Source organism: Pseudomonas sp. NCHU5216 (assembly GCF_052156495.1).
GTDB lineage: Bacteria > Pseudomonadota > Gammaproteobacteria > Pseudomonadales > Pseudomonadaceae > Aquipseudomonas.
The window spans coordinates 55,891-79,085 of the sequence record NZ_JBQLIX010000008.1; the positions used below are offsets into that span (position 1 = coordinate 55,891).

The 23,195-nt window shown below is 64.3% G+C and carries 23 protein-coding genes; 7 read left to right on the forward strand and 16 right to left on the reverse strand.

Features of this window, described 5'->3' with window-relative positions; genetic code table 11:
- Position 1: 1 nt before the first annotated feature.
- The 6 genes from tatA to ubiE form a co-directional block, all read right to left on the reverse strand.
- Complete coding sequence (tatA, locus tag ACSVIK_RS08570) at positions 2-235, reverse strand: twin-arginine translocase TatA/TatE family subunit (protein ID WP_268180879.1); 234 nt, start codon at positions 233-235, stop codon at positions 2-4.
- Positions 236-257: 22 nt separating this feature from the next.
- Positions 258-593 (reverse strand): phosphoribosyl-ATP diphosphatase, encoded by a 336-nt coding sequence (locus ACSVIK_RS08575; protein ID WP_442443922.1) that lies wholly within the window; start codon positions 591-593, stop codon positions 258-260.
- Positions 586-984: a phosphoribosyl-AMP cyclohydrolase gene (gene hisI / locus ACSVIK_RS08580; RefSeq protein ID WP_442443923.1), complete on the reverse strand. Its 399-nt coding sequence runs from the start codon at positions 982-984 to the stop codon at positions 586-588. Before hisI ends, ACSVIK_RS08575 begins: the two co-directional genes overlap by 8 nt.
- Positions 985-1,054: 70 nt before the next feature.
- Positions 1,055-2,638 carry a ubiquinone biosynthesis regulatory protein kinase UbiB gene (gene ubiB / locus ACSVIK_RS08585; protein WP_442443924.1) on the reverse strand — a complete coding sequence of 528 codons (1,584 nt, stop codon included), beginning with the start codon at positions 2,636-2,638 and terminating at the stop codon, positions 1,055-1,057.
- Complete coding sequence (locus ACSVIK_RS08590; RefSeq protein WP_442443925.1) at positions 2,635-3,252, reverse strand: ubiquinone biosynthesis accessory factor UbiJ; 618 nt, start codon at positions 3,250-3,252, stop codon at positions 2,635-2,637. The genes ubiB and ACSVIK_RS08590 overlap by 4 nt, the downstream gene beginning before the upstream one ends.
- The gene (gene ubiE, locus ACSVIK_RS08595) at positions 3,252-4,022 is read right to left on the reverse strand and encodes a bifunctional demethylmenaquinone methyltransferase/2-methoxy-6-polyprenyl-1,4-benzoquinol methylase UbiE (protein ID WP_442443926.1); all 771 of its coding nucleotides are present in this window, start codon (positions 4,020-4,022) and stop codon (positions 3,252-3,254) included. Before ubiE ends, ACSVIK_RS08590 begins: the two co-directional genes overlap by 1 nt.
- 347 nt (positions 4,023-4,369) lie before the next feature.
- Between ubiE and ACSVIK_RS08600 the strand changes: the two genes are divergently transcribed.
- The 3 genes from ACSVIK_RS08600 (at position 4,370) to ACSVIK_RS08610 (ending at position 6,125) form a co-directional block, all read left to right on the forward strand.
- On the forward strand, positions 4,370-4,645 hold the full coding sequence (locus tag ACSVIK_RS08600) for a polyhydroxyalkanoic acid system family protein (RefSeq protein WP_442443927.1): 276 nt from the start codon (positions 4,370-4,372) through the stop codon (positions 4,643-4,645).
- A 228-nt stretch (positions 4,646-4,873) separates the two neighbouring features.
- The gene (locus ACSVIK_RS08605; protein WP_442443928.1) at positions 4,874-5,320 is read left to right on the forward strand and encodes a phasin family protein; all 447 of its coding nucleotides are present in this window, start codon (positions 4,874-4,876) and stop codon (positions 5,318-5,320) included.
- 10 nt (positions 5,321-5,330) lie between these two features.
- A complete protein-coding gene (locus ACSVIK_RS08610) occupies positions 5,331-6,125 on the forward strand; it encodes a phasin family protein (protein WP_442443929.1) in 795 nt (264 codons plus the stop codon).
- A 91-nt stretch (positions 6,126-6,216) separates the two neighbouring features.
- On the opposite strand, the gene ACSVIK_RS08615 is transcribed toward ACSVIK_RS08610, so the two are convergent.
- The 10 genes from ACSVIK_RS08615 to ACSVIK_RS08660 form a co-directional block, all read right to left on the reverse strand.
- The gene (locus ACSVIK_RS08615) at positions 6,217-6,831 is read right to left on the reverse strand and encodes a TetR/AcrR family transcriptional regulator (RefSeq protein ID WP_442443930.1); all 615 of its coding nucleotides are present in this window, start codon (positions 6,829-6,831) and stop codon (positions 6,217-6,219) included.
- Between the two features lie 69 nt (positions 6,832-6,900).
- Entirely contained in the window at positions 6,901-8,583 is a 1,683-nt protein-coding gene (gene phaC, locus ACSVIK_RS08620; RefSeq protein WP_442443931.1) for a class II poly(R)-hydroxyalkanoic acid synthase, read from the reverse strand.
- A gap of 216 nt (positions 8,584-8,799) precedes the next feature.
- Positions 8,800-9,654 (reverse strand): poly(3-hydroxyalkanoate) depolymerase, encoded by an 855-nt coding sequence (phaZ, locus tag ACSVIK_RS08625; protein ID WP_442443932.1) that lies wholly within the window; start codon positions 9,652-9,654, stop codon positions 8,800-8,802.
- 153 nt (positions 9,655-9,807) lie between these two features.
- Complete coding sequence (gene phaC, locus ACSVIK_RS08630; protein ID WP_442443933.1) at positions 9,808-11,487, reverse strand: class II poly(R)-hydroxyalkanoic acid synthase; 1,680 nt, start codon at positions 11,485-11,487, stop codon at positions 9,808-9,810.
- Between the two features lie 292 nt (positions 11,488-11,779).
- Positions 11,780-12,151: a gamma-butyrobetaine hydroxylase-like domain-containing protein gene (locus ACSVIK_RS08635; RefSeq protein WP_442443934.1), complete on the reverse strand. Its 372-nt coding sequence runs from the start codon at positions 12,149-12,151 to the stop codon at positions 11,780-11,782.
- 83 nt (positions 12,152-12,234) lie between these two features.
- The gene (gene hslU / locus ACSVIK_RS08640) at positions 12,235-13,575 is read right to left on the reverse strand and encodes an HslU--HslV peptidase ATPase subunit (protein WP_442443935.1); all 1,341 of its coding nucleotides are present in this window, start codon (positions 13,573-13,575) and stop codon (positions 12,235-12,237) included.
- Between the two features lie 48 nt (positions 13,576-13,623).
- Positions 13,624-14,154 (reverse strand): ATP-dependent protease subunit HslV, encoded by a 531-nt coding sequence (hslV, locus tag ACSVIK_RS08645; protein ID WP_442443936.1) that lies wholly within the window; start codon positions 14,152-14,154, stop codon positions 13,624-13,626.
- 155 nt (positions 14,155-14,309) lie between these two features.
- On the reverse strand, positions 14,310-14,993 hold the full coding sequence (locus ACSVIK_RS08650) for an SPOR domain-containing protein (protein ID WP_442443937.1): 684 nt from the start codon (positions 14,991-14,993) through the stop codon (positions 14,310-14,312).
- A complete protein-coding gene (gene argS / locus ACSVIK_RS08655; RefSeq protein WP_442443938.1) occupies positions 14,994-16,733 on the reverse strand; it encodes an arginine--tRNA ligase in 1,740 nt (579 codons plus the stop codon).
- 118 nt (positions 16,734-16,851) lie between these two features.
- On the reverse strand, positions 16,852-19,071 hold the full coding sequence (locus ACSVIK_RS08660) for a primosomal protein N' (RefSeq protein WP_442443939.1): 2,220 nt from the start codon (positions 19,069-19,071) through the stop codon (positions 16,852-16,854).
- Positions 19,072-19,229: 158 nt separating this feature from the next.
- Between ACSVIK_RS08660 and rpmE the strand changes: the two genes are divergently transcribed.
- The 4 genes from rpmE (at position 19,230) to ACSVIK_RS08680 (ending at position 23,073) form a co-directional block, all read left to right on the forward strand.
- The gene (gene rpmE / locus ACSVIK_RS08665; RefSeq protein ID WP_003459015.1) at positions 19,230-19,442 is read left to right on the forward strand and encodes a 50S ribosomal protein L31; all 213 of its coding nucleotides are present in this window, start codon (positions 19,230-19,232) and stop codon (positions 19,440-19,442) included.
- Between the two features lie 26 nt (positions 19,443-19,468).
- Positions 19,469-20,269: a thermonuclease family protein gene (locus ACSVIK_RS08670; RefSeq protein WP_442443940.1), complete on the forward strand. Its 801-nt coding sequence runs from the start codon at positions 19,469-19,471 to the stop codon at positions 20,267-20,269.
- Positions 20,269-21,702, forward strand: coding sequence for a M48 family metalloprotease (locus ACSVIK_RS08675; RefSeq protein WP_442444014.1), 1,434 nt, complete (start codon positions 20,269-20,271; stop codon positions 21,700-21,702). Before ACSVIK_RS08670 ends, ACSVIK_RS08675 begins: the two co-directional genes overlap by 1 nt.
- Before the next feature lie 102 nt (positions 21,703-21,804).
- On the forward strand, positions 21,805-23,073 hold the full coding sequence (locus ACSVIK_RS08680) for a malic enzyme-like NAD(P)-binding protein (protein ID WP_442443941.1): 1,269 nt from the start codon (positions 21,805-21,807) through the stop codon (positions 23,071-23,073).
- Positions 23,074-23,195 lie beyond the last annotated feature (122 nt).

Consider the following 23,195-nt stretch of genomic DNA (forward strand, 5'->3'; position numbering starts at 1 on the left):
CTCAGTCTTTCTTCGCTGGCTCTTCGACCTTGCGTGCCTGGGCGTCGATGGTCTGGCCCTTGGCGTCTTCCACGCCCGGCTTGTCGGCCTCGGCGTTGTCCATCGACTTGCGGAAGCCCTTGATCGCATCACCCAGATCCGAGCCCAGGTTCTTCAGGCGCTTGGTGCCGAACAGCATGACCACGATGAGCAGGATGATCAGGAGTTGCCAGATGCTGATACCGCCGAAACCCATGATGAGTTCTCCGTTGTGAAAGTTATTCGGATTGCGGGCGCGCGGCTTTTTCCGCGTGGCCGGAGAGGCCGAAACGGCGATCCAGTTCGTCCAGCACGGCCTGCGGGTGCTGACCGAGGGCGGCGAGCATGACCAGGCTGTGGAACCAGAGATCGGCGGTTTCGTAGATCAGGTCCGTGCTGTCGCCACTGCTTGCGGCGTCCTTGGCGGCGAGGATGGTTTCCACCGACTCCTCGCCGACCTTTTCCAGAATCTTGTTCAGGCCCTTGTGATAGAGGCTGGCGACATAGGAGCTGTCGGGGGCTGCGCCCTTGCGCGCCTCCAGCACTTCGGCCAGGCGGCTCAGGGTGTCACTCATGGCTGTGTCCTGCATAGATGGCGTGCGGGTCTTTGAGTACGGCGTCGACGGTCTTCCAGGCGCCGTTCTCATAAACGCGGTAGAAGCAGCTTTCACGCCCTGTATGGCAGGCGATACCGCCCAGTTGCTCGACCATCAGCACGATGACGTCGGCATCGCAGTCCAGACGCAGTTCGTGCAGTTTCTGCACATGGCCGGACTCCTCGCCCTTGCGCCACAGCTTGCCGCGCGAACGTGACCAGTAGATGGCACGTTGTTCATTGACGGTGAGGGCGAGGGATTCGCGGTTCATCCAGGCCATCATCAGGATGCGGCCGGTCTGGTGATCCTGGGCGATGGCCGGCACCAGGCCGTCTTCGTTCCAGTGGATTTCGTCGAGCCAATCGTTCATCGGTGTTCCAAGTCTGCCGGCGTTGCCGGGCTGTCGATTCGCCAAGTGTGCCAGTGCCGCAGCCTACTGGCTATCGGCGCAGCACCAGATAGAGACCCGCACCAAGCATCAGCCAGGCAGGCCAGGCGGCCAGCAGTGGTGCCAGGCCCTGCACGGCACCGGCACCGATCAGTGCGGCGCCGAGCAGGCGCAGTGGCCATTGTGCGCTCTGCGCCGGCGTCTGGACAGTGGGGGCCTGTTGCAGACGCTCCAGGGTGTCGCGGGCGATCTGCGACAGATGTGGCACCTGTTCGGCCTGTTGCTGCAGGTTGCGCAGCAGGTGCAGGGGGCTGACGCGCTCGCGCATCCAGCGTTCGAGGAAGGGCTGCGCGGTGCTCCACAGGTCGAGCTCCGGGTAGAGCTGGCGACCGAGGCCTTCGATATTGAGCAGGGTCTTCTGCAGCAGCACGAGTTGCGGCTGCACTTCCATGTTGAAGCGTCGCGCGGTCTGGAACAGACGCAGCAGCAACTGACCGAAGGAGATGTCCTTCAGCGGCTTCTCGAAGATCGGCTCGCATACGGTACGAATCGCCGCCTCGAACTCGTTGACCTTGGTTTGCGCCGGCACCCAGCCCGAGTCGATGTGCAGTTGCGCCACCTTGCGGTAGTCGCGCTTGAAGAAGGCGACCAGGTTGCGTGCCAGATAATCCTGATCCTCGTCGGTGAGGCTGCCGACGATGCCACAGTCGATGGCGATGTACTGCGGGCTCCAGGGCGTGCGGGTGCTGACGAAGATGTTGCCGGGGTGCATGTCGGCATGGAAGAAGCTGTCGCGGAACACCTGGGTGAAGAAGATCTCCACGCCGCGCTCGGCCAGCAGCTTCATGTCGGTGCGTTGGTCGGCCAGGGTGGCTAGGTCGGTGACCGGGATACCGTAGATACGCTCCATCACCAGCACCTGATGGCGGCACAGATCCCAGTACACCTGAGGCACGTAGAGCAGGGGCGAGCCCTCGAAGTTGCGCCGCAACTGGCTGGCGTTGGCCGCCTCGCGCAGCAGGTCGAGTTCGTCGTAGATGGTCTTCTCGTAGTCGCTGACCACTTCCACCGGGCGCAGGCGGCGCGCATCGGCCGAGGCCTTCTCGGCGATCCGAGCAATCAGGAACAGCCAGGCCAGATCTTGGCGGATCACCGGCTTGAGGCCCGGGCGCACCACTTTGACCACCACTTCTTCGCCGCTTTTCAGCCGTGCGGCATGCACCTGGGCCACCGAGGCCGAGGCCAGCGGCTGGCTGTCGAAGCGGGCGAAGACTTCGCTGACCGGCGCGCCGAGCTGGCGCTCGATCAGGGCGATGGCCTGGTCTTCGGGGAAGGGCGGCACACGATCCTGCAGGTGCGCCAACTCGTCGGCGATATCCGGCGGCAGCAGGTCGCGACGGGTGGAGAGCAACTGGCCGAACTTGATGAAGATCGGCCCGAGATCCTCCAGCGCCAGGCGCAGGCGTGTCCCGCGCGACAGCTCCAGCGCTTTGCGCGGCAGCCAGCGCCAGGGCAGCAGCCAGGACAGCGCGCGTAGCCATACCGGCAACGGCAGTTCGAGGAGCAATTCGTCCAGTTGGTAGCGGATGACCACACGTTGGATACGGAACAGGCGGCGAACGGCGAGCAGCTTCATGCGTCAGGCTTATGGGCACAAGTGAGGCGCTCGATGCGTGCTTCCAGGCGGTCGAGGGCGAGTTTGAGTTGATCCAGCTCGGCGAAGCGCACATCGGCCTCACGCTGGCCGACCAGGGTGCGCGATTCTTCGGCCAGGTAATCGGCCAGGTCTTGCTTGAGGCTGGCGGCGCCGTTCGTGGCCAGGTTCACGCGGCTGCGCAGGTGGCCGGCGAGCAGGGTGGTGGCCACCGGGCCGAGCCAGCGCGAGACTTCGTATTCCCAGTCCAGCTCCAGATCCTGGAGGATGCTGGCCAGCTGCATAAGCACGCCGCTGTCGCCGTCGAGGGTGACCTCGGGGGCGTGCAGCACGGCGGTCTTGTCGCGGCTCAGGGCCAGGCGCACCAGGCTGGCGGCCGGTGCCGTCAGGGTGCAGTCGGCGGGTGCGTGCCACTGGGATGCCAGTTGCAGACCCTCGCCGCTGGGCAGGATGAACAGCTCCAGCGCCGGGCTCTGGCACTGCACGGCGATGACCTTGCCGGCCAGGGCGTGCAGGCGTGGCAGCGCCGTGCCATCGAGGCGCAGGACGCGATTGAGGCCCGTTTCGACGCCGGCCAGCAAGCCAGTCATCAGCATCAGGGTTTGATGCCGCGGTGCAGGGCGACGATGCCGCCGGTCATGTTGTGGTAGGTGACACGCTCGAAGCCGGCGTCGGCCATCATCGCCTTGAGGGTTTCCTGATCCGGGTGCATGCGGATCGATTCGGCGAGGTAACGGTAGCTGTCCGAGTCGTTGGTGATCAGCTTGCCGGCCAGCGGCATGAAGCTGAACGAATAGGTGTCGTAGATCTTCGCCAGCAACGGGTTGCCGGGCTTGGAGAATTCCAGCACCAGCAGGCGGCCACCGGGCTTGAGCACACGCAGCATGGAGCGCAGGGCATCTTCCTTGTGGGTGACGTTGCGCAGGCCGAAGGCGATGGTGACCACGTCGAAGTGGTTGTCGGGGAAGGGCAGCTTCTCGGCATCGGCCTGGACGAACTGCACGTTGCCGGCCACACCCTTGTCCAGCAGGCGATCACGACCGACCTTGAGCATGGAGTCGTTGATATCGGCCAGCACCACCTGGCCGGTAGGGCCGACGATGCTGGAAAACTTGCGGGTCAGGTCACCCGTGCCGCCGGCGATGTCCAGCACGCGGTTGCCCGGGCGCACGCCGGAGAGCTCGATGGTGAAGCGCTTCCACAGACGATGCAGGCCGCCGGAGAGCACGTCGTTCATCAGGTCGTACTTGGCGGCTACCGAATGGAAGACCTCGGCCACTTTTTCCGCCTTCTGGCTTTCCGGTACGTCCTGGAAGCCGAAGTGGGTGGTGGGTTCATGCTCCTGGGCCTTGCGTGGATCGCTCATGTCGCTCTCACCGGGTAGAAAACCGTCCCATTCTAAAGCCGCCTGCCGCCTTTGTCTTGCCTGGGTGCCAGGTGGGTTGGCGGGCTGTTAGCAGGCCGTTGAAAAACGTAGGCGAGGCAGCCAGTGCAAGGCAAAAACAGGCGAAAAAGCGGAGTTTACGAGCTGTAAATGAGCACTTGATTCGCTTCGCTCACCCCTTCGGGGCCGCGCTAAAGCGCGTTCAGCCTTCGGCTGTGAGCCTGTTTTTAACGCAGCAATGGCAACGTAGGTAGTTTTTCAACAGCCTGTTAGAGTGCTGTGACTTCATGCCGCAGAGTTGCGGCGCCTGCCTGTTTCAAGGAGTTGTCATGTCCCGCATTCGTGTCGAACGATCCCATTCCCTCGGCCGCGAGGCCGCCCGCGCAAAGGCCGAGCGCCTGGCTGAACGTCTGGCCAGCGAGTACGACGTGCGCTACCGCTGGAACGGCGACACACTGGAGTTCAAACGCAGTGGCGCCGATGGCCAGATCGAGGTGGGCGAAGACAGCGTGCGCGTCGAGGTCAAACTGGGCCTGTTGCTGTCGGCCATGGGCGGGATGATCCAGCGCGAGATCGAACAGGCACTGGACAAATCCCTGGCTTAGCAGCAGCTACAAGCTGCAAGCCACAAGCTTCAAGTAAGAGCAAAAGCGATACGGAGTTGTTGGTAGGCTTCGGGCGGCTTGCAGCTATTTTGGCTTTTAACTTGAAGCTTGCGGCTTGAAGCTTGCCGCTGCTCTTAGTATGCGATTTCTAATTTTTCTTCATAGGCTGTGCTCAAGCCTGCACTCCGTGGGCGTTTCCGCTAACTGTCACAGCGCGTGAGGTGCACCATGTCGAAAGTTGCCGTGAAGAAAAAAACCGAAGCCGTGGTCGAGGACAAGCCGGGTCTGTTCGACGACGTGAAGGGCTATGCCCGCAAGATCTACCTCGCCGGCCTGGGGGCCTACGCCAAGGCCGGTAGCGAGGGTGCCGAGTACTTCAAGGAACTGGTCAAAGCCGGCGAAAGCGTCGAGACCAAGGGCAAGAAACTGGTCGACGATCAAGTCGAAGCGGCCAACAGCCAGATCGAGTCGGTCAAGCAGTCGGTCAACAGTAACGTGACCAGCGTCAAGGGTAAGGTCGAAGTTCAGCTCGACAAGATCGAGAAGGCTTTCGATACTCGGGTGGCTGCTGCGCTCAATCGCATCGGCATTCCCTCCAAGCAGGATGTCGAGCTGCTCTCTGCTAAGTTGGACGAGCTGAGTGCGTTGCTCGAACACGTCGCGCGTACCAAGTAAGGAGATCAGGATGGCTGTCAAGAAGAAAACCGAAAAACAGACCAGCTCCTGGATCGGCGAGGTCGAGAAATACTCGCGCCAGATCTGGTTGGCAGGCCTGGGCGCCTATTCCAAGATCAGCAAGGACGGCACCAAGCTGTTCGACACGCTGGTCAAGGACGGCGAGAAGGCCGAGAAGCAGGCCAAGACCGAAGTCGACAAGCAGGTGGATGCGGTGAAAACCAGCGTCGGCACCCGTGTCGACACTGCCAAGTCCAAGGTCGACGAGGTCAAGGGCAAGGCGTTCGGCAAGTGGAGCGAGCTGGAGGAGGCGTTCGACAAGCGTCTGAACAACGCCATCTCGCGCCTGGGCGTGCCCAGCCGCAACGAAGTCAAGGCGCTCAACGAAAAGGTCGACAGCCTGACCAAGCAACTGGAGAAGCTGACCGGCGTTTCCGCCAAGTCGGTGGCCAAGCCTGCGCCGAAAGCTGCCGCCAAACCGGCTGCCAAAGCGGCCCCGAAAGCCACTGCCAAGGCCGCTCCGAAGGCGGCCGCCAAGCCTGCGGCGAAGGCACCAGCCAAGACCGCCGCCGCCAAACCCGCTGCCAAGGCTCCGGCCAAAGCGGCTGCGGCCAAGCCTGCTGCGAAGCCGGCTGCCAAACCTGCAGCCGCCAAACCGGCCGCAGCGAAGAAGCCGGCTGCGAAGAAACCCGCTGCGCCCAAGGCTGCTGCGAAGCCAGCTACACCGGCGCCTGCCGCCGCTGCTACCCCGGCAGCAGCACCGGCTCCGGCTGCCACCCCGGCAACCCCAGCCACATCGTCCTGAGTTTCTCAGGCATCACGAACGCCCGGCCTAGCGCCGGGCGTTTGCGTTTCTATTTGTAGGCTGCGCCATGCGCACCAGCTAGCAAGGCGTCTCAGGCTTCCAGATAACGCTGCGCCAGTTGTTCGACTGTGCTGCGTGCAGGCTGCATGAGGTGTGGGGCGACCAGCATCATGATCTGGTAGACCACCAGGCGCACTTCACCTTCCTGGGCGAGGATGCGTTGGTAATCCAGCGAGAACAGCAGGGTCAGGGTGATCTGCTCCACCAGTTGCCCCAGGGCACGGGTATCGCTGACCAGTTGGCCTTCGGCCATCAAGCGGGCCAGCAGCGCCGCCAGGGTGCGTTTGAGGGCGTTCAACCAGTGACGAATGCCGCGTGCCAGTTTCGGCAGGCGCCCGGCCAGGTTGGACAGATCCTGGAAGAGAAAGCGGTACTGCGCCAGGCGTTCGACGATCAGGTGCAGGAACAGCCAGTAGTCCTCCACATCCAGGCGGGCATCGGCCGGCGGGTCGAGCAGCGGCGCCATCTCGGCCTGGAAGCGCTCGAACAGCTCCAGTATCAGCGGTTCCTTGCCGTGGAAGTGGTAGTAGAGGTTGCCGGGGCTGATCTCCAGTTCGTTGGCGATTTCCAGGGTGGAGACATTGGGTTCGCCCTGCTCGTTGAACAACTGCAGGGCGGTGTGCAGGATGCGCTCGCGGGTTTTCATCCGTCTCTTCTTGTTCTGCGCGTCTGGAGGCTGACGCTAGCCTGGTCGGCCTGACGCCGACCTTGAGTTTCAGCGTATATGCACGTAGTTGCCAGGGGCCGCTTCCATGGGCGGGTACTTGGCGCTGCCTAGCATCAGCAAGGTATCGCGCTGTTCGCCGGAACGCGCCTGGATCCATTCCAGCCACTGCGGCCACCAACTGCCTTGCTGGTGCTGGGCCTCATGGAGCCAGGCACGCGGATCCGAACTGAGCTTAGGGTTTTCGTAGTAGTTGGCTTTGGGATTGCCCGGCGGGTTGAGAATGCTCTGGATATGGCCGCTGTTGGAGAGGATGAAGCGGCGATTGCCGCCGAGCAGCAACGTCGAGCGATAGACCGCGTCCCACGGCGTGATGTGGTCGTTGATGCCGGCCACGCTGAAGCTGTCGAGGTTGACCTTGCTCAGATCCACCGGCGTGCCGCACACCTCCAGAGCACCGGCACGGGTCAGCGGGTTGTGCTTGAAGAAGTCGATCAGGTCGCCGTGCAGGGCCGCCGGCAGGCGTGTGCTGTCGTTGTTCCAGTAGAGGATGTCGAAGGCTGGCGGCTGCTTGCCGAGCAGGTAGTTGTTGATCCAGTAGTTCCAGATCAGGTCGTTGGGGCGCATCCAGGCGAACACGCGGGCCATGTCGCGGCCGTCGAGCACGCCGTTCTGGTAGGAGCGGCGCTTGGCCGATTCCAGGGTTTCTTCGTCGGCGAAGAGCATGGCCGGGCTGTCGATCTGGCTGTCCATCAGGCTGACCAAATAGGTGGCGCTGCTGACCTTGCGCAGTTGCCGGCGTGCCTGCAGGTGGCCTTGCAGGGCGGCGATGGTCAGGCCGCCGGCGCAGGCACCGAGCAGGTTGACGTCCTTGCTGCCGGTGATGGTGCGGCAAACGTCGATGGCTTCCTCGACGGCCTGTACGTAGCTCGACAGCCCCCACTCGCGATGACGTGGATCGGGGTTGCGCCAACTGATCATGAAGGTCTGCAGGCCATTTTTCAGTGCGTACTGGACGAAGCTCTTGTCGCTGGAAAGATCGAAGATGTAGTACTTGTTGATCTGCGGCGGCACGATCAGCAGCGGGCGCAGGTACTGCTTCTCGCTCATCGGCTTGTACTGGATCAGCTCCAGCAGTTCGTTGCGAAACACCACGGCGCCCGGTGTGGTGGCCAGGTTTCGGCCCACCTCGAAGGCATGCTTGCTGACCTGGCTGGGCATGCCATCGTTGTGCAGCAGATCCTCGAACAGGTGGCGCAGGCCACTGAACAGGCTGCTGCCACCGCTGTTGAACAGCTCCTTGAGGGCCAAAGGGTTGAGCAGGCTGTTGGAGGGTGACAGGGCATCGCTGAGCAGGGCGGCGAGAAAGCGCGCCCGGGCGCGGTCATCGGCGGGCAGGTCGCTTTCCTCGATCCAGGCATTGAGCTGCTTCTGCCAGGCCAGGTAGGCCTGCAGGCCGCGCTTGTAGAAGGGGTTGAGGTGCCAGGTGGGGTCGGCGAAACGGGCATCGTGCGGATTGGGCTTGTGCAGGGTGTCGCCGAGCAGCACGCGGCCTAGCTGGCTGCCGAAGGCCAGCAGGTGGCGGGCGTTGTGCAACGGGTTGCGCAGGCTGTGGCCGGCCAGCAGGCGCACGGTGGACAGCAGGTCGCGGCCGCGTATGCCGACCACTGCGCTCTGGGCGTTGATGAAACTGGCGGGGGCGGGTAGACCACCAGTACTGGTTTTGTCTCGCATGGGGCAACACTCCGTCGTCAAACCGTCTAGAGACCTTCAGGGTGCCAGGGGCAAATGCTCACCTCGGGCACAGCAAGCCTTGTACCAGACGCGCAGGAAGTGCATTCCAGACGGCCGCGTCGAAAATGCGAAAGGCCGCTAGCGGCCTCTGCGTCGAGCTGTCCGACCATCGCGCACTCCGGTGGTGCGGTCAAGTCGTCCCGCTGCGCCCGTCGCTCATTGGCGGACGGGCGTAGGTTGCGGGTGCATCACCGCGCGGTGACGCTCCTCTTCGAGGAACTTCATGATGATCGGTGCCACGGCTTCGGCGCGGGTCACCAGGAACAGGTGGCCATCGTCGATCACGTGCAGTTCGGCGTTGGGGATGCGCCAGGCCAGCAGACGCATGTTGATCAGCGGGATCAAGGGGTCGTCGTCGCCGGCCATCACCAGGGTGGGTTGGCGGATCTTGTGCAGCCAGTGGATGCTGGTCCAGCCGAGGCCGGCGAACAGTTGCCAGTAGTAGCCCATCTTGCCGCCCGAGCGCACCTTGCTGGCATGCGCCATGGCCAGCTTGGGGTCACGACGGAAGGCTCCGCCGTAGATGTCCGGGGCGATGCGTACGCCGTAGGAGGGCTGCACATAACGGCGTGGGCTGGCCATGCGCCAGAGCACCTTGGGCTTGCCCGGCACCATCACCGCGCCAGCCGAGGTGGCGGCGAGGATCAGCTTCTTGCAGCGTTCCGGGTAGTCGTGAGCGAACTGCTGCGCCAGGGCTCCGCCCCAGGACACGCCGATGGCGTTGACCTGGCCATAGTCGAGGTAATCGAGCATGCGCGCCGCCAGCTTGGCCAGGCCCGGGAAACGATAGGGCGTGGTCGGCGTGGAGGAGCCGCCGACACCGGGCACGTCGAAGGCGATCACTTCCATGTCCGGGTCGAGTGCTCGGACGAAGGGCATGACCAGCTCCAGGTTGGCACCGATGCCATTGAAGATCAGCAGCGGCACCAGTTGCCCGTTACCGGGACGCACCGCGGTGCGGATGGTCTGCCCATCGAGGTCGATGGTGCGGAAGACGAATGGTTGCGGCATGGGCGCAGCCCCTATCGAGTTGAGCGCTGGAACCGACCGTCCTGGCCGTTCCCAGAATGACCAGGCCAGGCCTGGTTCGCCGCGCCCGGCCAGGCCGTCGTGGCGTGCAGCACCTCCCTGTGCTGCGTGCAAGGTTGCACCGGGCGCGAGCGATCAGCGCTCATGCACGTAGGTGCCCGGCGAGGCTTCGCCGGCCGGGTATTTCTTGTTGCCCAGGCTGCTGGGGCTGCCCTTGATCTTGCCCGAGCGCTCGGCCAGCCACTTCTGCCAGTGCAGCCACCAGGAGTCGGCATTCTTGGTCGCGTTCTCCTGCCAGGCCGCCGGGTCGTAAGGCATTTCACTGTTGGTCAGGTAACGCGCCTTGGGGTTGCCGGGCGGGTTGAGGATGCTCTGGATATGGCCGCTGTTGGACAGGACGAACTCGCACTTGCCGCCGAACAGCAGTGCCGACTTGTAGCAGGACTTCCAGGGCGTGATGTGGTCGCTGGTGCCGGCCACGCAGAAGAAATCGCAGGTGACCTGCTTGAGGTCGATGGGCGTGCCGCAGACCTCCAGGGCGCCGCCTCGGGTCAGCGGGTTGGTCTTGAACATCTCGATGAATTCGCCGTGCAGGGCGGCGGGCAGGCGCGTGGTGTCGTTGTTCCAGTAGAGGATGTCGAACACCGGCGGTTCGTTGCCGAGCAGGTAGTTATTGACCCAGTAATTCCAGATCAGGTCGTTGGGGCGCATCCAGGCGAACACCTTGGCCATGTCGCTGCCTTCCAGCACGCCGCTTTGATAGGAGCGGCGCTTGGCGACTTCCAGGGTCTTTTCATCGGCGAACAGCGCGACCTGAGTGTCGAGCTGGGTGTCGAGCACGCTGACCAGCAGGGTCAGTGCATTGACCTTCTGCTCGCCGAGGGCTGCGTAATGGCCGAGCAGGGAAGCGGTGGTCAGGCCACCGGAGCAGGCGCCGAGCATGTTGACGTCCTTGCTGCCGGTGATGGCGCAGACCACGTCGATGACCTCCTTGAGGGCCTCGATGTAGGTGGACAGGCCCCATTCGCGCTGGGCCTTGGTCGGGTTGCGCCAACTGACGATGAAGGTCTGCACCTGGCTGCGCAGGAGGAAGCGCGCCAGGCTCTTCTCCGGCGACAGGTCGAAGACGTAGAACTTGTTGATCTGCGGTGGTACCACCAGCAGCGGGCGTTCGTGCACGCTCTCGGTGATCGGCTGGTACTGGATCAGCTCCAGCACGTCGTTGCGAAAGACCACAGCGCCGTCGGTGGTGGCCAGGTTCTTGCCGACCTCGAAGGCCTCCATGTTCACCTGGCTGGGCATGCCACCGTTGTGCACCAGATCCTTGGCCAGGTGCGAGAGGCCGTCGAGCAGGCTCTTGCCGCCGGTCTCGAAGAAGCGCTTGACCGCCGCCGGGTTGGCCATGCTGTTGCTCGGGGCCATGGCTTCGGTCATCAGATTGATGACGAAGTGGCCGCGGCTGGCGTCCTGCTCCGACAGCGAGCTGTGCTCGATCCAGTCGTGCAGCTCCTTGCGCCAGGCCAGGTAGGTCTGCAGATAACGGCGGTACAGGGGGTTTTGGCTCCAGGCCGGATCACTGAAACGGCGGTCGCCTTCCTCGGGTGTGAGCTCGGACTGGCCGAGCAGCACGTTCTTCAGTTCGAGGCCGAAATGGGCGACATGCTTGACGCTGTGGAAGGGTTGTTTGAGTGCTTGGGCGAGTACCATGCGGGCAGAGGTCAGAAGATCCTTACCGCGAATACCGATCACCGGGTTGAGTCCCAGTGTGTTTTCCGAAGCCTGGCGCTTCAGGTCTTCGTTGTTCTTGTCACTCATCTACGACGCTCCAATGTCCTGAGGCGCGTACTGGCCGTGCGCTCGGCGAAGCAATGGCCAGGTACTGCTCGGGTTGCCGGGGGCGGATCGAGTCCGCGTCTTTCGTTGCATCTGGCTCAGCCAAATGCAGGGAACCTGCCAGTTCCTTGGTTACCCGAGTTTGTGCCGTTAGGCAAGCCGGTCAATGGAGCGGAAGTGTGCCGTGATGGATTAGAAAATTCGCCCTAACTCACGCGTTCGACTCGTCGCCGGAGGGCGCGAAGGCTCTGTGGCGGGGCTTTGCGCGGTGCGTTCAGAGCATCATACGGACGACGGATTCGTCAGGGTCGCGCGACTTGCCGGCGGCGGCCAGTTGCGCCAGGTAGTCGGCCCAGAGCTGATCCTGGCGGGTGGCCAGCTCAAAGAGGTAGTCCCAGGTGAACAGGCCGCTGTCATGGCCATCGTCGAAGCACAGTTTCAGTGCATAGTTGCCGGCCGGCTCGATGCGCTCGAGGCCGACCTTGAGCTTGCCGGTCTGCAGGATCGGCTTGCCATGCCCCTGCACCTCGGCCGAAGGGGAGTGCACGCGGAGGAACTCGGCGCTGAGCGAATAGCTCTTTTCGCCGTAACGCAGCTCCAGGGTCTTCGACGCCTTGTGCAGTTTGATCGCGCTGGGGATGGGCATGGGGCAGCTCCAAGCTGCAAGCCTCAAGCTACAAGTTCAAGCGGATCGGCTTGCGGCTTGTAGCTTGCAGCTTGCGGCTGTTTTCAGAGGATATAACGCGACAGGTCTTCGTCTTGAGCCAGCTCGCCGAGGTGGCCGTTGACGTAGGCAGCGTCGATGCGGATAGGCTGGCCATCGTGCTGGGCGGCCAGGTCGGAGGCGGTGAAGGAAACCTCTTCCAACAGGCGTTCGAGCAGGGTGTGCAGGCGCCGCGCGCCGATGTTCTCGGTCTTCTCGTTGACCTGCCAGGCGATTTTGGCCAGGCGCTTGATGCCGTCCTCGGCGAACTCGATGTCCAGCCCCTCGGTCTTGAGCAGCGCGCTGTACTGCTCGGTCAGCGAGGCGTGCGGTTCGCTGAGGATGCGCTCGAAGTCCTGCGGGCTCAATGCCTTGAGTTCGACGCGAATCGGCAAGCGACCCTGCAGTTCCGGCACCAGGTCGCTGGGCTTGGACAAGTGGAAGGCGCCCGAGGCGATGAACAGGATATGGTCGGTCTTGACCATGCCCAGCTTGGTGTTGACCGTGCAGCCCTCGATCAGCGGCAGCAGGTCGCGCTGCACCCCTTCACGGGAGACGTCGGCGCCGCCAGCGTTGGCGCGCTTGGCCACCTTGTCGATCTCGTCGATGAAGACGATGCCGTGCTGCTCCACGGCTTCCAGGGCGCGGGCCTTGAGTTCTTCCTCGTTGACCAGACGCGCGGCTTCCTCGTCGCGTACCAGTTTCAGGGCATCGGCGACCTTGAGCTTGCGGTTCTTCTTCTTGCCCTTGCCGAGGCCGGAGAAGAGGTTCTGCAACTGGTTGGTCATTTCTTCCATGCCCGGCGGGGTCATGATCTCCACGCCCATGGGCGCCTCGGTCACCTCGATGTCGATTTCCTTGTCGTCGAGCTGGCCTTCACGCAGGCGCTTGCGGAACAGTTGGCGGGTGTTGGAGTCCTCGTTGCGCGGCGGCTCGTCACCGAAGCCCTGGCGCGCCGGTGGCAACAGGGCGTCGAGGATACGCTCCTCGGCGGCGTCCTCGGCGCGGTGGCGGACTTTGACCATTTCCTGCTCACGCAGCATTTTCACGGCGGCATCGGCCAGGTCGCGGATGATCGACTCGACATCGCGGCCGACATAGCCGACCTCGGTGAACTTGGTCGCTTCGACTTTGAGGAACGGCGCATTGGCCAGCTTGGCCAGGCGCCGAGCGATTTCGGTTTTGCCGACGCCGGTCGGGCCGATCATCAGGATGTTCTTCGGCGTGACTTCCTGGCGCAGGTCGGCCGGCAGTTGCATGCGCCGCCAGCGGTTGCGCAGGGCAATGGCCACGGCGCGCTTGGCGTCGTCCTGGCCGATGATGTGGCGGTTGAGTTCGTGGACGATCTCGCGGGGCGTCATGGACATGGAATCGGGCTCGCTATCGAATCTATGAAGGAGTTGGACGCTTGGGCCTCACTCGGGCGCGTCCAGTTCCTCGATGGTCTGGTGATGATTGGTGAAGACGCAGATATCGCCGGCGATGCCCAGCGCCGTCTCGACCACTTCACGGGCGGACAGGTCGGTCTTCATCAGCAGGGCACGGGCAGCGGCCTGGGCGAAATTGCCGCCGGAACCCATGGCGATCAGGCCTTCCTCGGGCTCGACCACATCGCCGTTGCCGGTGATGATCAGGGAGGCATCCTTGTTGGCCACTGCCAGCATGGCCTCCAGACGGCTCAGGCTGCGGTCGGTACGCCAGTCCTTGGCCAGTTCGACGGCGGCGCGTACCAGGTGGCCCTGGTGCTTTTCCAGCTGGCCCTCGAAGCGCTCGAACAGGGTGAAGGCATCGGCGGTGGCACCGGCGAAACCGGCCAGCACCTGACCGTGGTAGAGGCGGCGCACCTTCTTGGCGTTGCCTTTCATCACGGTGTTGCCCAGGGATACCTGGCCGTCGCCAGCCATCACGACCTTGCCGTGGCGGCGTACTGAAACGATGGTGGTCAAGGGTGAATCTCCACGCTGCGGGGCCAATTGCCCGGATGAAGAATCAGATGGGGTGCCCGCCGCGGCTTTTCAACCAGCAGCGGGTGAATAGGCGATCAGCGTACCGATCCATCCTTTTGCAGCTTGCAGCTTGCAGCTTGCAGCTTGCAGCCGCTTCAGCGGACTTGGCGTTGTTGTAACAGCAGGTTGCTGAAGCCGCTGGCGGCGAGGGCTTTTTGCGCGCCGGCCAGTTGTTCGCGGGTGGCGTAGGGGCCAACCAGTACGCGGTGCCAGGTTTCCTCGCGCACCTTGCCGGTTTCCACCTTGACGTTCTGCCCGAGCAGGATGATCTGCGCGCGCAGGGCGTCGGCGTCCTCACGGCGGCGGAACGAGCCGGCCTGGAGGAAGAACTGGGTGGTGACGGGGGCGCTGGCGATCACCTGCGGCGCGGGCGGCGGCACCTCACCCTTGAGCGCGGCTTCGGCGCGGGCCGCGTCGATCTTCGCCGCTTCTTCCGGGGTCACCGGCTTCTGCTCCGGCGTTGGCGCGGGCGGCGGGGTTTCCTCCAGCGCCTGCGGCAGGATCACCTCGGACTCTGGCAGCAGGGTATAGAAGTCGTACTTGGGCTTGGCTGGCTCGTCCGCCTTTGGCTTGGGCTGCGGCTTGCTGGTCTTGGCAGCTTGCTCGCCCTTGTCGCGGCGCACTTCGTCACGCCCCGGTTCGAGGCTGAACAGGAACATGAAGAAGCCGCCGACCACCAGGCCGCAGGCCAGCCAGATCCAGCCCGGCACCGGCTTCTTCGCCGGTGCCTGGTAACGGCTCGCGCCGCGTTTCGGCGCAGGCTTCTTGCGCGCTGCCATTTACATGCGCTCCAGGGTTTCCAGGCCGAGCAGCTCCAGGCCCTGCTTGAGGGTACGGCCAGTCAGGGCGGTCAGGCGCAGGCGGCTGTCGCGAGTGGACTCGTCTTCGGCATTGAGGATCGGGCAGTTCTCGTAGAAGCTGGAGAACAGCCCGGCGAGGTCATACAGATAGGCACAGAGCATGTGCGGCGTACCTTTGTCGGCGACGCTGGCCAGCAGCTCGTTGAACTGTGCCAGCTTGGCGGCCAGGGCCTGCTCCTGCTCGGCGACCAGGGTGATCTGCCCACCGATCTCGTCCGCACCTTTGCCCAGCTTGCGGAACACGCCAGCCACGCGGGTATAGGCATACAGCAGGTAGGGCGCGGTGTTGCCCTCGAAGCTGAGCATCAGGTCGAAGTTGAAGCTGTAGTCGCTGGTGCGGTGCTTGGACAGGTCGGCATATTTCACCGAGGCGATACCGACCACGCGGGCGATCTGACGCAGCTCGTCGTCGCCCAGCTCCGGGTTCTTGCTCTTGACCAGTTCATAGGCGCGTTGCTCGGCTTCATCGAGCAGGTGCACCAGCTTCACCGTACCGCCGTCGCGGGTCTTGAACGGGCGACCGTCCGGGCCGTTCATGGTGCCGAAGCCCATGTGCTCCATGGCCATGCTGTCCGGCACGAAGCCGGCGAGGCGGGCGCAGGCGAAGACCATCTGGAAGTGCAGGGCCTGACGCTGGTCGACGAAGTACAGCACGCGGTCGGCCTTGAGGGTGCCGGCGCGGTAGCGGGTGGCGGCCAGATCGGTGGTGGCGTACAGGTAACCGCCGCCAGCCTTCTGCACGATCAGCGGCAGCGGGTTGCCTTCGGCGTTCTTGAACTCGTCCATGAACACGCACTTCGCGCCGTTGTCCTCGGTGAGCAGGCCCTTGGCGGCCAGGTCGGCGACCACCTGCGGCAGGTCGTCGTTGTAGGCGCTTTCGCCCTTGACGTCGGCCATGCTCAGTTTGACGCCGAGGCGGTCGTACAGCGCCTGGCAGTGGCTCAGGGAGATGTCGTTGAAGCGATTCCACAGGCGCAGGCACTCGGCGTCGCCGGCCTGCAGCTTGACCACCAGCTCGCGGGCGCGGTCGGCGAACTCGGGCGATTCGTCGAAGCGCTTCTTGGCCGCACGGTAGAAACCTTCCAGGTCGGCCAACTCGCTTTCGGCGGCGGCGGGGTTTTCCTGCATGTAGGCCAACAGCATGCCGAACTGGGTACCCCAGTCGCCGACGTGGTTCTGGCGGATCACGCTGTCACCGAGGAACTCCAGTACACGGGCCACGCCGTCGCCGATGATGGTCGAGCGCAGGTGGCCGACGTGCATTTCCTTGGCCAGGTTGGGCGCCGACAGGTCGACCACCACCCGTTGCGTCGGGCCGTTCTTGCGTACGCCGAGCTTGGCGTCGGCCAGCGCCGCTTCCAGGCGCTGCGCCAGGGCGTCGCTGTTCTGGAAGAAATTGAGGAAGCCCGGGCCGGCGATTTCCACCTTGGCGATCTGCTCATCGACCGGCAGCGCGGCGATCAGCTTTTCGGCCAGGTCGCGTGGCTTCATGCCGGCCGGCTTGGCCAGCATCATGGCGATATTGCTGGCGAAGTCGCCGTGGCTCTTGTCCTTGGTGTTCTCCACCTGGATGGCCGGCGTCAGGCCCGCCGGCAGCACGCCGTCGGCGGTGAGGCGGTCAAGGGCTTGCTGGATCAGGTGGCGAATGCTGTCTTTCATGGTCGGCTCGGGTTGCCTTGGGTTTGGTCGAAAACTGTGCATTATAAGAGCAGCGACAAGCTGCAAGCCACAAGCGACAAGGAAAAGCACGCCGCCGCTCTTACTTGAAGCTTGTGGCTTAGAAAAGATCGATCGGGTCGACGTCCAGCGACCAGCGCACAGCGCGGCCGCTGGGCATCTGCTCCAGTGCCAGGGACCAGGGAGTGAGCAGGCGATGCAAGGGCGCGCGGGCATTGCCTTGCAGCAGCAGTTGCGCGCGGAAGCGCCCGGCGCGGCGCTCCATCGGCGCAGGCACCGGGCCGAGCAGTTCGATGCCGCTCAGGCCCAGCTCCCCCAGCAGGTGTTCGGCTTCGCTGCAGGCTTCATCGAGAAAGCTCTCGGCCTGGCCGGGTTTATGCGCTTCGGCACGCAGCAGCGCCAGGTGGCAGAAGGGCGGCAGGCCGGCGGCACGACGTTCGCTCAAGGCCTGCTCGGCGAAGGCGAAGTAGCCCTGTTCGGTGAGTTGCACCAGCAGCGGATGGTCGGCCAGGTGGCTCTGGATGATCACCTTGCCCGGCTCCTCGGCACGCCCGGCGCGCCCGGCCACCTGCACGATCAACTGGGCCATGCGCTCGCTGGCGCGGAAATCGGCGGAGAACAGGCCGCCATCGGCATCGAGGATGGCCACCAGGGTGACGCGCGGAAAGTGATGGCCCTTGGCGAGCATCTGGGTGCCCACCAGGATGCATGGTTCGCCCTTGTTGATGGTGGTGAACAGGCGATCCATGGCGCCCTTGCGTGCAGTGCTGTCGCGGTCGATGCGCAGCACCGGATGATCGGGGAACAGTACGGCCAGGCGCTCTTCGGCGCGCTCGGTGCCGGCGCCGACCGGGCGCAGGTCGACGTGCTGGCACTTCGGGCAGTTGCTCGGCTGGCGTTCGACATGGCCGCAGTGGTGGCAGCGCAGCTCCTGGTAGCGCTGGTGCACGGTCATGCGCGCATCGCAGCGTGGGCATTCCGACAGCCAGCCGCAGTCATGGCAGAGCAGGGTCGGGGCGAAACCGCGGCGATTGAGGAACACCAGCACCTGCTGGCCGGCTGCCAGAGTCTGGGTGATGGCCTGTTGCATCGGCCCGGAGATGCCCGAATCCAGCGGTCGGCTCTTCACGTCCAGGCGCAGGAAGCGTGGCTGGCTGGCGCCGCCAGCGCGCTGGGTCAGCTTGAGCAGGGCGTAGCGGCCGCTATGGGCGTTATGCAGGCTTTCCAGCGAGGGCGTGGCCGAGCCGAGCACGATGGGCACCTCTTCCTGGTGGGCACGCACCAGGGCCAGGTCGCGAGCGTGATAGCGCAGGCCTTCCTGCTGTTTATAGGAGGCGTCGTGTTCTTCGTCGACGATGATCAGGCCCGGGTTCTTCATCGGCGTGAACAGCGCCGAGCGGGTGCCGATGATGACGTCGGCCTCGCCATCGCGTGCCGCCAGCCAGGCATCGAGGCGGTCGCGGTCGTTCACCGCCGAGTGCAGCAGGGCGATGCGGGCATTGAAGCGGCGGGCGAAGCGGTCAAAGGTCTGCGGCCCGAGGTTGATCTCCGGGATCAGCACCAGGGCCTGTTTGCCGGCTTGCAGGCACTGGTGGATCAGTTGCAGATAGACCTCGGTCTTGCCGCTGCCGGTCACGCCGGCTAGCAGATAGGCGTTGAACTGGCTCCAGCCCGAGGCCACGGCATTGACGGCGGCGCGCTGCTCGGTATTAAGCGGCAGTTCCGGCTGAGCCAGCCAGTGCCCGGGTTTGGCGTGCGGCAGGTTGCGCCGCAGTTCGACCGTGACCAGGCCCTTCTCGTGCAGCAATTGCAGGCTGTCGCGGTTGAGTTGCAACTGGCTGAGCAGGCTGTGGGCGACGCCATGCGTGTGCTGCGCCAAGGCCTTGAGGGCTTCGCGTTGGCGTGGCGCGCGGGCCAGGCGTGGGTCGTCGATGCTGGCGCCCGTTTTGGCCAGCCAGTAACGTTCCTGGCGCACCTGCGCCGGTTCGCCCTGGCGCAGCAGCACCGGCAGCGCCCAGCTCAGGGTGTCGCCGAGGCTGTGCTGGTAATACTGTGCCGTCCACAGGCACAGCTTGAACAGCGCGGCTGGCAGTGGTGGGCGTACATCGAGCAGCTCCAGGGCAGGTTTGAGCTTGTCGGCAGGCACTTCGCTGTGGCTGTCGACTTCCACCAGAATGCCGATCATCTCGCGCCGGCCGAAGGGCACGCGCAGGCGCACGCCCGGTTGCAGGGCGCTGCGCGACACGCCGGCGGGCGGCAGGTAGTCGAACAGGCGGCGCAAGGGCGAAGGCAGGGCGAGACGCAGGATCGGATCGGGCACGCAAGGGCTCCATGGGCTGGCGAGCGATCTTAGCACGCGACGACCGGCGCCTTGCGCGACTTGCATAGCCCTCAGCGTCTGGTAAGATGCGCGGCCTATTTCCGTGCGGTGCCTGACGTTGGGTCGGGTGGCGGCACGACTACCCCGAGGAAAGCACCATGAAAGCCGATATCCATCCGAATTACGTCGAGATCGACGCCACCTGCTCCTGCGGCAACGTGATCAAGACTCGCTCCACCCTGGGCAAGAACCTGAGCCTGGACGTCTGCTCCGAGTGCCACCCGTTCTACACCGGCAAGCAGAAGGTGCTGGACACCGGTGGTCGTATCGACCGCTTCAAGCAGCGCTTCGGCGTGTTCGGCGCCAAGTAAGCGGCCGAGCGATAACGGAACGTGCCATGCACCTCTCCGTGAATCTGAAAAAGGCGTCCCTGGTGGGCGCCTTTTTCGTTTCTCTGCTATGGCTGGAATTTGCCCAGGCCTTCTGTCCGCTGCGTACCGACCTGCCGCAGGCTGCCGTGCGCCAGGTGGTGGATGGCGATACCCTGCGCCTGGCCGACGGGCGCAGTGTGCGCCTGATCGGCATCAATACCCCGGAGCTGGGGCGCAAAGGGCGCAGCGACGAGCCCTATGCCGTGCAGGCCAGGCGCCGTCTGCAGGCACTGGTCGAGGCCAGTGGCGGCAAGCTGGGTGTGCAGATCGGCAAGCAGGGCAAGGATCATTACGGGCGCACTCTGGCGCATCTGTATGGGCGTGACGGGCACAATATCGAGGCGCAACTGCTCAGCGAGGGGTTGGGTTTCATGGTCGCCGTCGCGCCCAATACGCAACTGGTGCGCTGCCAGGGCGAGGCCGAGCGCGAAGCGCGCCAGCAGCGTCTGGGGTTGTGGCGGCAGGTGCAGGCGAAGCAGGCCGGTCAGTTGCGCAGCGGCGGTTTTGCCTTGATAACCGGGCACGTCGCCGATGTGCAGCGCAATCGTGGTGGCCTGTGGCTGGAGCTGGACGGCAACCGTGTACTGCGCGTGGCCCCCGAATTGCTCGCTGCGTTCGACGAGCATGCCCTGATGCGCCTGCAGGGGCGAAATGTCGAGGCTCGTGGCTGGGTGATCGACCGGCAGAGCCGCGGTGGCCTGAAATCCGGACAGGCGCGCTGGATGTTGCCACTGACCCACCCGGCGATGTTGGAGGTGTTGCCATGATGCGTACTCTGGGGTTGTGCCTGCTGTGTATCTGGCTCGCCGGCTGCGCGGTGAACCCGGCCACCGGACGCAACGATTTCGTGATGATGAGCGAGCGTCAGGAGCTGGAAATGGGCGCGCGCTACAACCAGGAAATCCTCAAGCAATATCCCCGTTATGACGATGCCAGGCTGCAGGCCTATATCCAGCGCGTCGGCGAGCGGGTGGCGCGCAACAGCCACCGCAGCCAGCTCAAATACGTGTTCACCCTGGTCGACAGCCCGGACGTCAACGCCTTTGCTCTGCCTGGGGGCTACATCTATATTCATCGCGGTCTGCTCGCCTATCTCAACTCCGAGGCGGAGCTGGCCGCCGTGCTCGGCCATGAGGTCGGCCACGTGACGGCGCGCCACAGCGTGCGTCAGCAGAGCCAGTCCACAGCCTGGGGGCTGCTCGGCCAGGCGGCTGCCATCGGTACCGGCATCGGCGCGGTGGGGGATCTGACCAATGTCATGGGCAACGCCTTCGTGCGTGGCTATGGCCGCGATATGGAGCTGGAGGCCGACGGCCTCGGGGCGCAGTACCTGGCGCGCAGCGGCTATGACCCGCAGGCCATGATCGAAGTGGTCAAGGTGCTGAAGAATCAGGAAACCTTCGCCCGTGACGAGGCGGCCAAGCGCGGCGAGGCGCCTGCTGTCGGGGGTTACCACGGACTGTTCGATACCCATCCCGACAATGATCGGCGCCTGCAGCAGGTGCTTGGCCCGGCCCGAGCCCTGGCCAGCAGCGATCAGGAGGTGGGCCGTGAGCGCTTCCTGCAGATGCTCGATGGTCTGGTGTTCGGTGACTCGGCGGCCAATGGCATTCGGCGCGGCCAGCATTTCTACCATGGCCCACTGGATTTCACCCTGAGTTATCCGCAGGGCTGGCAACTGGACAATCGTCCGGACGTGCTGATCGGGCACGCCGCGGACGAGCAGGCATTCATCGCCATGACCCTCGAGCCGGCGGACAAGCGCCTGACGCCCGCCGAATTCCTGCGTCAGCGCGTGGGTGGTCAGCGTCTGTTGGCGGGTGAGGATCTGCGGGTCGGTTCGCTGCAAGGTTATACCGCCGTGCTGCCCGGGCAGTCGGCGCGCCGAGTGGCGGTGCTCTATCGCGGCGCCAACGCCTTTCTGTTCGTGGCGGCAGTCAAGGGCCGGGCATCGCTGGAAACCGAGGATGCACGCTTTCTCAGCGTGATTCGCAGTTTCCGCGGCCTGACGGCGCAGGAGCGCAAGCTGGCCGAGCCGGTACGGCTGAAGCTGGTGCGTGCCAAGGCCGGACAGCGTCTCGCCGACCTGGCCCGGCAGGCGCCGGCAGGCGAGGGGGGCGAGGCCCGCCTGCGCCTGCTCAACGACCTCTACCCAAGCGGTGAGCCGCGTGCCGGTGACTGGGTGAAGACGCTACGCTGAAGCGGCGGTTGCAGCGCGACCGAACAGTCTTGTCGAGCTGTATACAACTTGCGTATCCTCGGCCGCCTGCCCATTCAACAGCAACAAAAGCGGAACGCCACTATGTCAGATCTAAAAACTGCCGCTCTCGAATATCACGCTCAGCCCCGTCCCGGTAAGCTCAGCGTCGAGTTGACCAAGGCCACTTCCACTGCCCGCGACCTGTCGCTGGCCTATAGCCCTGGTGTCGCCGAGCCGGTGCGCGAAATCGCGCGCGACCCGGAACTCGCCTATCGCTACACCGGCAAGGGCAACCTGGTTGCGGTGATTTCCGACGGCACCGCCATCCTGGGTCTGGGTGACCTCGGCCCGCTGGCCTCCAAGCCGGTCATGGAAGGCAAGGGCGTGCTGTTCAAGCGTTTCGCCGGCGTCGACGTGTTCGACATCGAAGTCGATGCCGAAAGCCCGCAGGCCTTCATCGACACCGTCAAGCGCATCTCCATCACCTTCGGCGGCATCAACTTGGAAGATATCAAGGCCCCCGAGTGCTTCGAGATCGAGCGCGCGCTGATCGAACAGTGCGATATCCCGGTGTTCCATGATGACCAGCATGGCACTGCCATCGTCACCGCCGCCGGCATGCTCAATGCCCTGGAAATCGCCGGCAAGACCCTGCCCGAGGCGAAGATCGTCTGCCTGGGTGCCGGTGCTGCTGCCATCTCTTGCATGAAGCTGCTGGTGAGCATGGGTGCCAAGGTCGAGAACATCTTCATGATCGACCGCAAGGGCGTGATCCATGCCGGCCGTGACGACCTGAACCAGTACAAGGCGGTGTTCGCCACCGAAACCGCCAAGCGCACCCTGTCCGAGGCGCTCGATGGCGCTGACGTGTTCGTCGGCCTGTCCGGTGCCAACCTGCTCAGCGCAGAGGATCTGGCGCACATGGCGGCGAACCCGATCGTCTTCGCCTGCTCCAACCCGGATCCGGAAATCAAGCCTGAGCTGGCTCACGCCACCCGTAACGACGTGATCATGGCCACCGGTCGCTCCGACTACCCGAACCAGGTCAACAACGTGCTGGGCTTCCCCTTCATCTTCCGTGGTGCCCTGGACGTGCGTGCCACGCGCATCAACGAAGAGATGAAGATCGCCGCCGCCCTGGCCCTGCGCGACCTGGCCAAGCAGCCGGTGCCGCAGGACGTCTGCGATGCCTATGGCGTGCCGTCGCTGGAATTCGGCCGTGAGTACATCATTCCCAAGCCGATGGACAAGCGCCTGATCACCGTGGTTTCCGATGCCGTGGCCAAAGCCGCCATCGAAACCGGCGTGGCGACCTTGCCTTATCCGAAGCACTATCCGCTGAAGTCGGTGGACGAAGTGTTCAACGGCTAAGCAGCCGCTCAATAAAAAACCCGCTTCGGCGGGTTTTTTATTGAGCGGCAAGCTGCAAGCCACAAGCTGCAAGTAAGAGAAAAATCGCCCCCGGAGCATAATCGTAGCTCCGGTTTCTCATG

What these genes read in the sequence shown, in the direction of transcription:
- tatA (WP_268180879.1), bottom strand. Translation starts at nt 235, where the DNA reads ATGGGTTTCGGCGGTATCAGCATCTGGCAACTCCTGATCATCCTGCTC.
- ACSVIK_RS08575 (WP_442443922.1), bottom strand. Translation starts at nt 593, where the DNA reads ATGAGTGACACCCTGAGCCGCCTGGCCGAAGTGCTGGAGGCGCGCAAG.
- hisI (WP_442443923.1), bottom strand. Translation starts at nt 984, where the DNA reads ATGAACGATTGGCTCGACGAAATCCACTGGAACGAAGACGGCCTGGTG.
- ubiB (WP_442443924.1), bottom strand. Translation starts at nt 2,638, where the DNA reads ATGAAGCTGCTCGCCGTTCGCCGCCTGTTCCGTATCCAACGTGTGGTC.
- ACSVIK_RS08590 (WP_442443925.1), bottom strand. Translation starts at nt 3,252, where the DNA reads ATGCTGATGACTGGCTTGCTGGCCGGCGTCGAAACGGGCCTCAATCGC.
- ubiE (WP_442443926.1), bottom strand. Translation starts at nt 4,022, where the DNA reads ATGAGCGATCCACGCAAGGCCCAGGAGCATGAACCCACCACCCACTTC.
- ACSVIK_RS08600 (WP_442443927.1), top strand. Translation starts at nt 4,370, where the DNA reads ATGTCCCGCATTCGTGTCGAACGATCCCATTCCCTCGGCCGCGAGGCC.
- ACSVIK_RS08605 (WP_442443928.1), top strand. Translation starts at nt 4,874, where the DNA reads ATGTCGAAAGTTGCCGTGAAGAAAAAAACCGAAGCCGTGGTCGAGGAC.
- ACSVIK_RS08610 (WP_442443929.1), top strand. Translation starts at nt 5,331, where the DNA reads ATGGCTGTCAAGAAGAAAACCGAAAAACAGACCAGCTCCTGGATCGGC.
- ACSVIK_RS08615 (WP_442443930.1), bottom strand. Translation starts at nt 6,831, where the DNA reads ATGAAAACCCGCGAGCGCATCCTGCACACCGCCCTGCAGTTGTTCAAC.
- phaC (WP_442443931.1), bottom strand. Translation starts at nt 8,583, where the DNA reads ATGCGAGACAAAACCAGTACTGGTGGTCTACCCGCCCCCGCCAGTTTC.
- phaZ (WP_442443932.1), bottom strand. Translation starts at nt 9,654, where the DNA reads ATGCCGCAACCATTCGTCTTCCGCACCATCGACCTCGATGGGCAGACC.
- phaC (WP_442443933.1), bottom strand. Translation starts at nt 11,487, where the DNA reads ATGAGTGACAAGAACAACGAAGACCTGAAGCGCCAGGCTTCGGAAAAC.
- ACSVIK_RS08635 (WP_442443934.1), bottom strand. Translation starts at nt 12,151, where the DNA reads ATGCCCATCCCCAGCGCGATCAAACTGCACAAGGCGTCGAAGACCCTG.
- hslU (WP_442443935.1), bottom strand. Translation starts at nt 13,575, where the DNA reads ATGTCCATGACGCCCCGCGAGATCGTCCACGAACTCAACCGCCACATC.
- ACSVIK_RS08650 (WP_442443937.1), bottom strand. Translation starts at nt 14,993, where the DNA reads ATGGCAGCGCGCAAGAAGCCTGCGCCGAAACGCGGCGCGAGCCGTTAC.
- argS (WP_442443938.1), bottom strand. Translation starts at nt 16,733, where the DNA reads ATGAAAGACAGCATTCGCCACCTGATCCAGCAAGCCCTTGACCGCCTC.
- rpmE (WP_003459015.1), top strand. Translation starts at nt 19,230, where the DNA reads ATGAAAGCCGATATCCATCCGAATTACGTCGAGATCGACGCCACCTGC.
- ACSVIK_RS08670 (WP_442443940.1), top strand. Translation starts at nt 19,469, where the DNA reads ATGCACCTCTCCGTGAATCTGAAAAAGGCGTCCCTGGTGGGCGCCTTT.
- ACSVIK_RS08675 (WP_442444014.1), top strand. Translation starts at nt 20,269, where the DNA reads ATGCGTACTCTGGGGTTGTGCCTGCTGTGTATCTGGCTCGCCGGCTGC.
- ACSVIK_RS08680 (WP_442443941.1), top strand. Translation starts at nt 21,805, where the DNA reads ATGTCAGATCTAAAAACTGCCGCTCTCGAATATCACGCTCAGCCCCGT.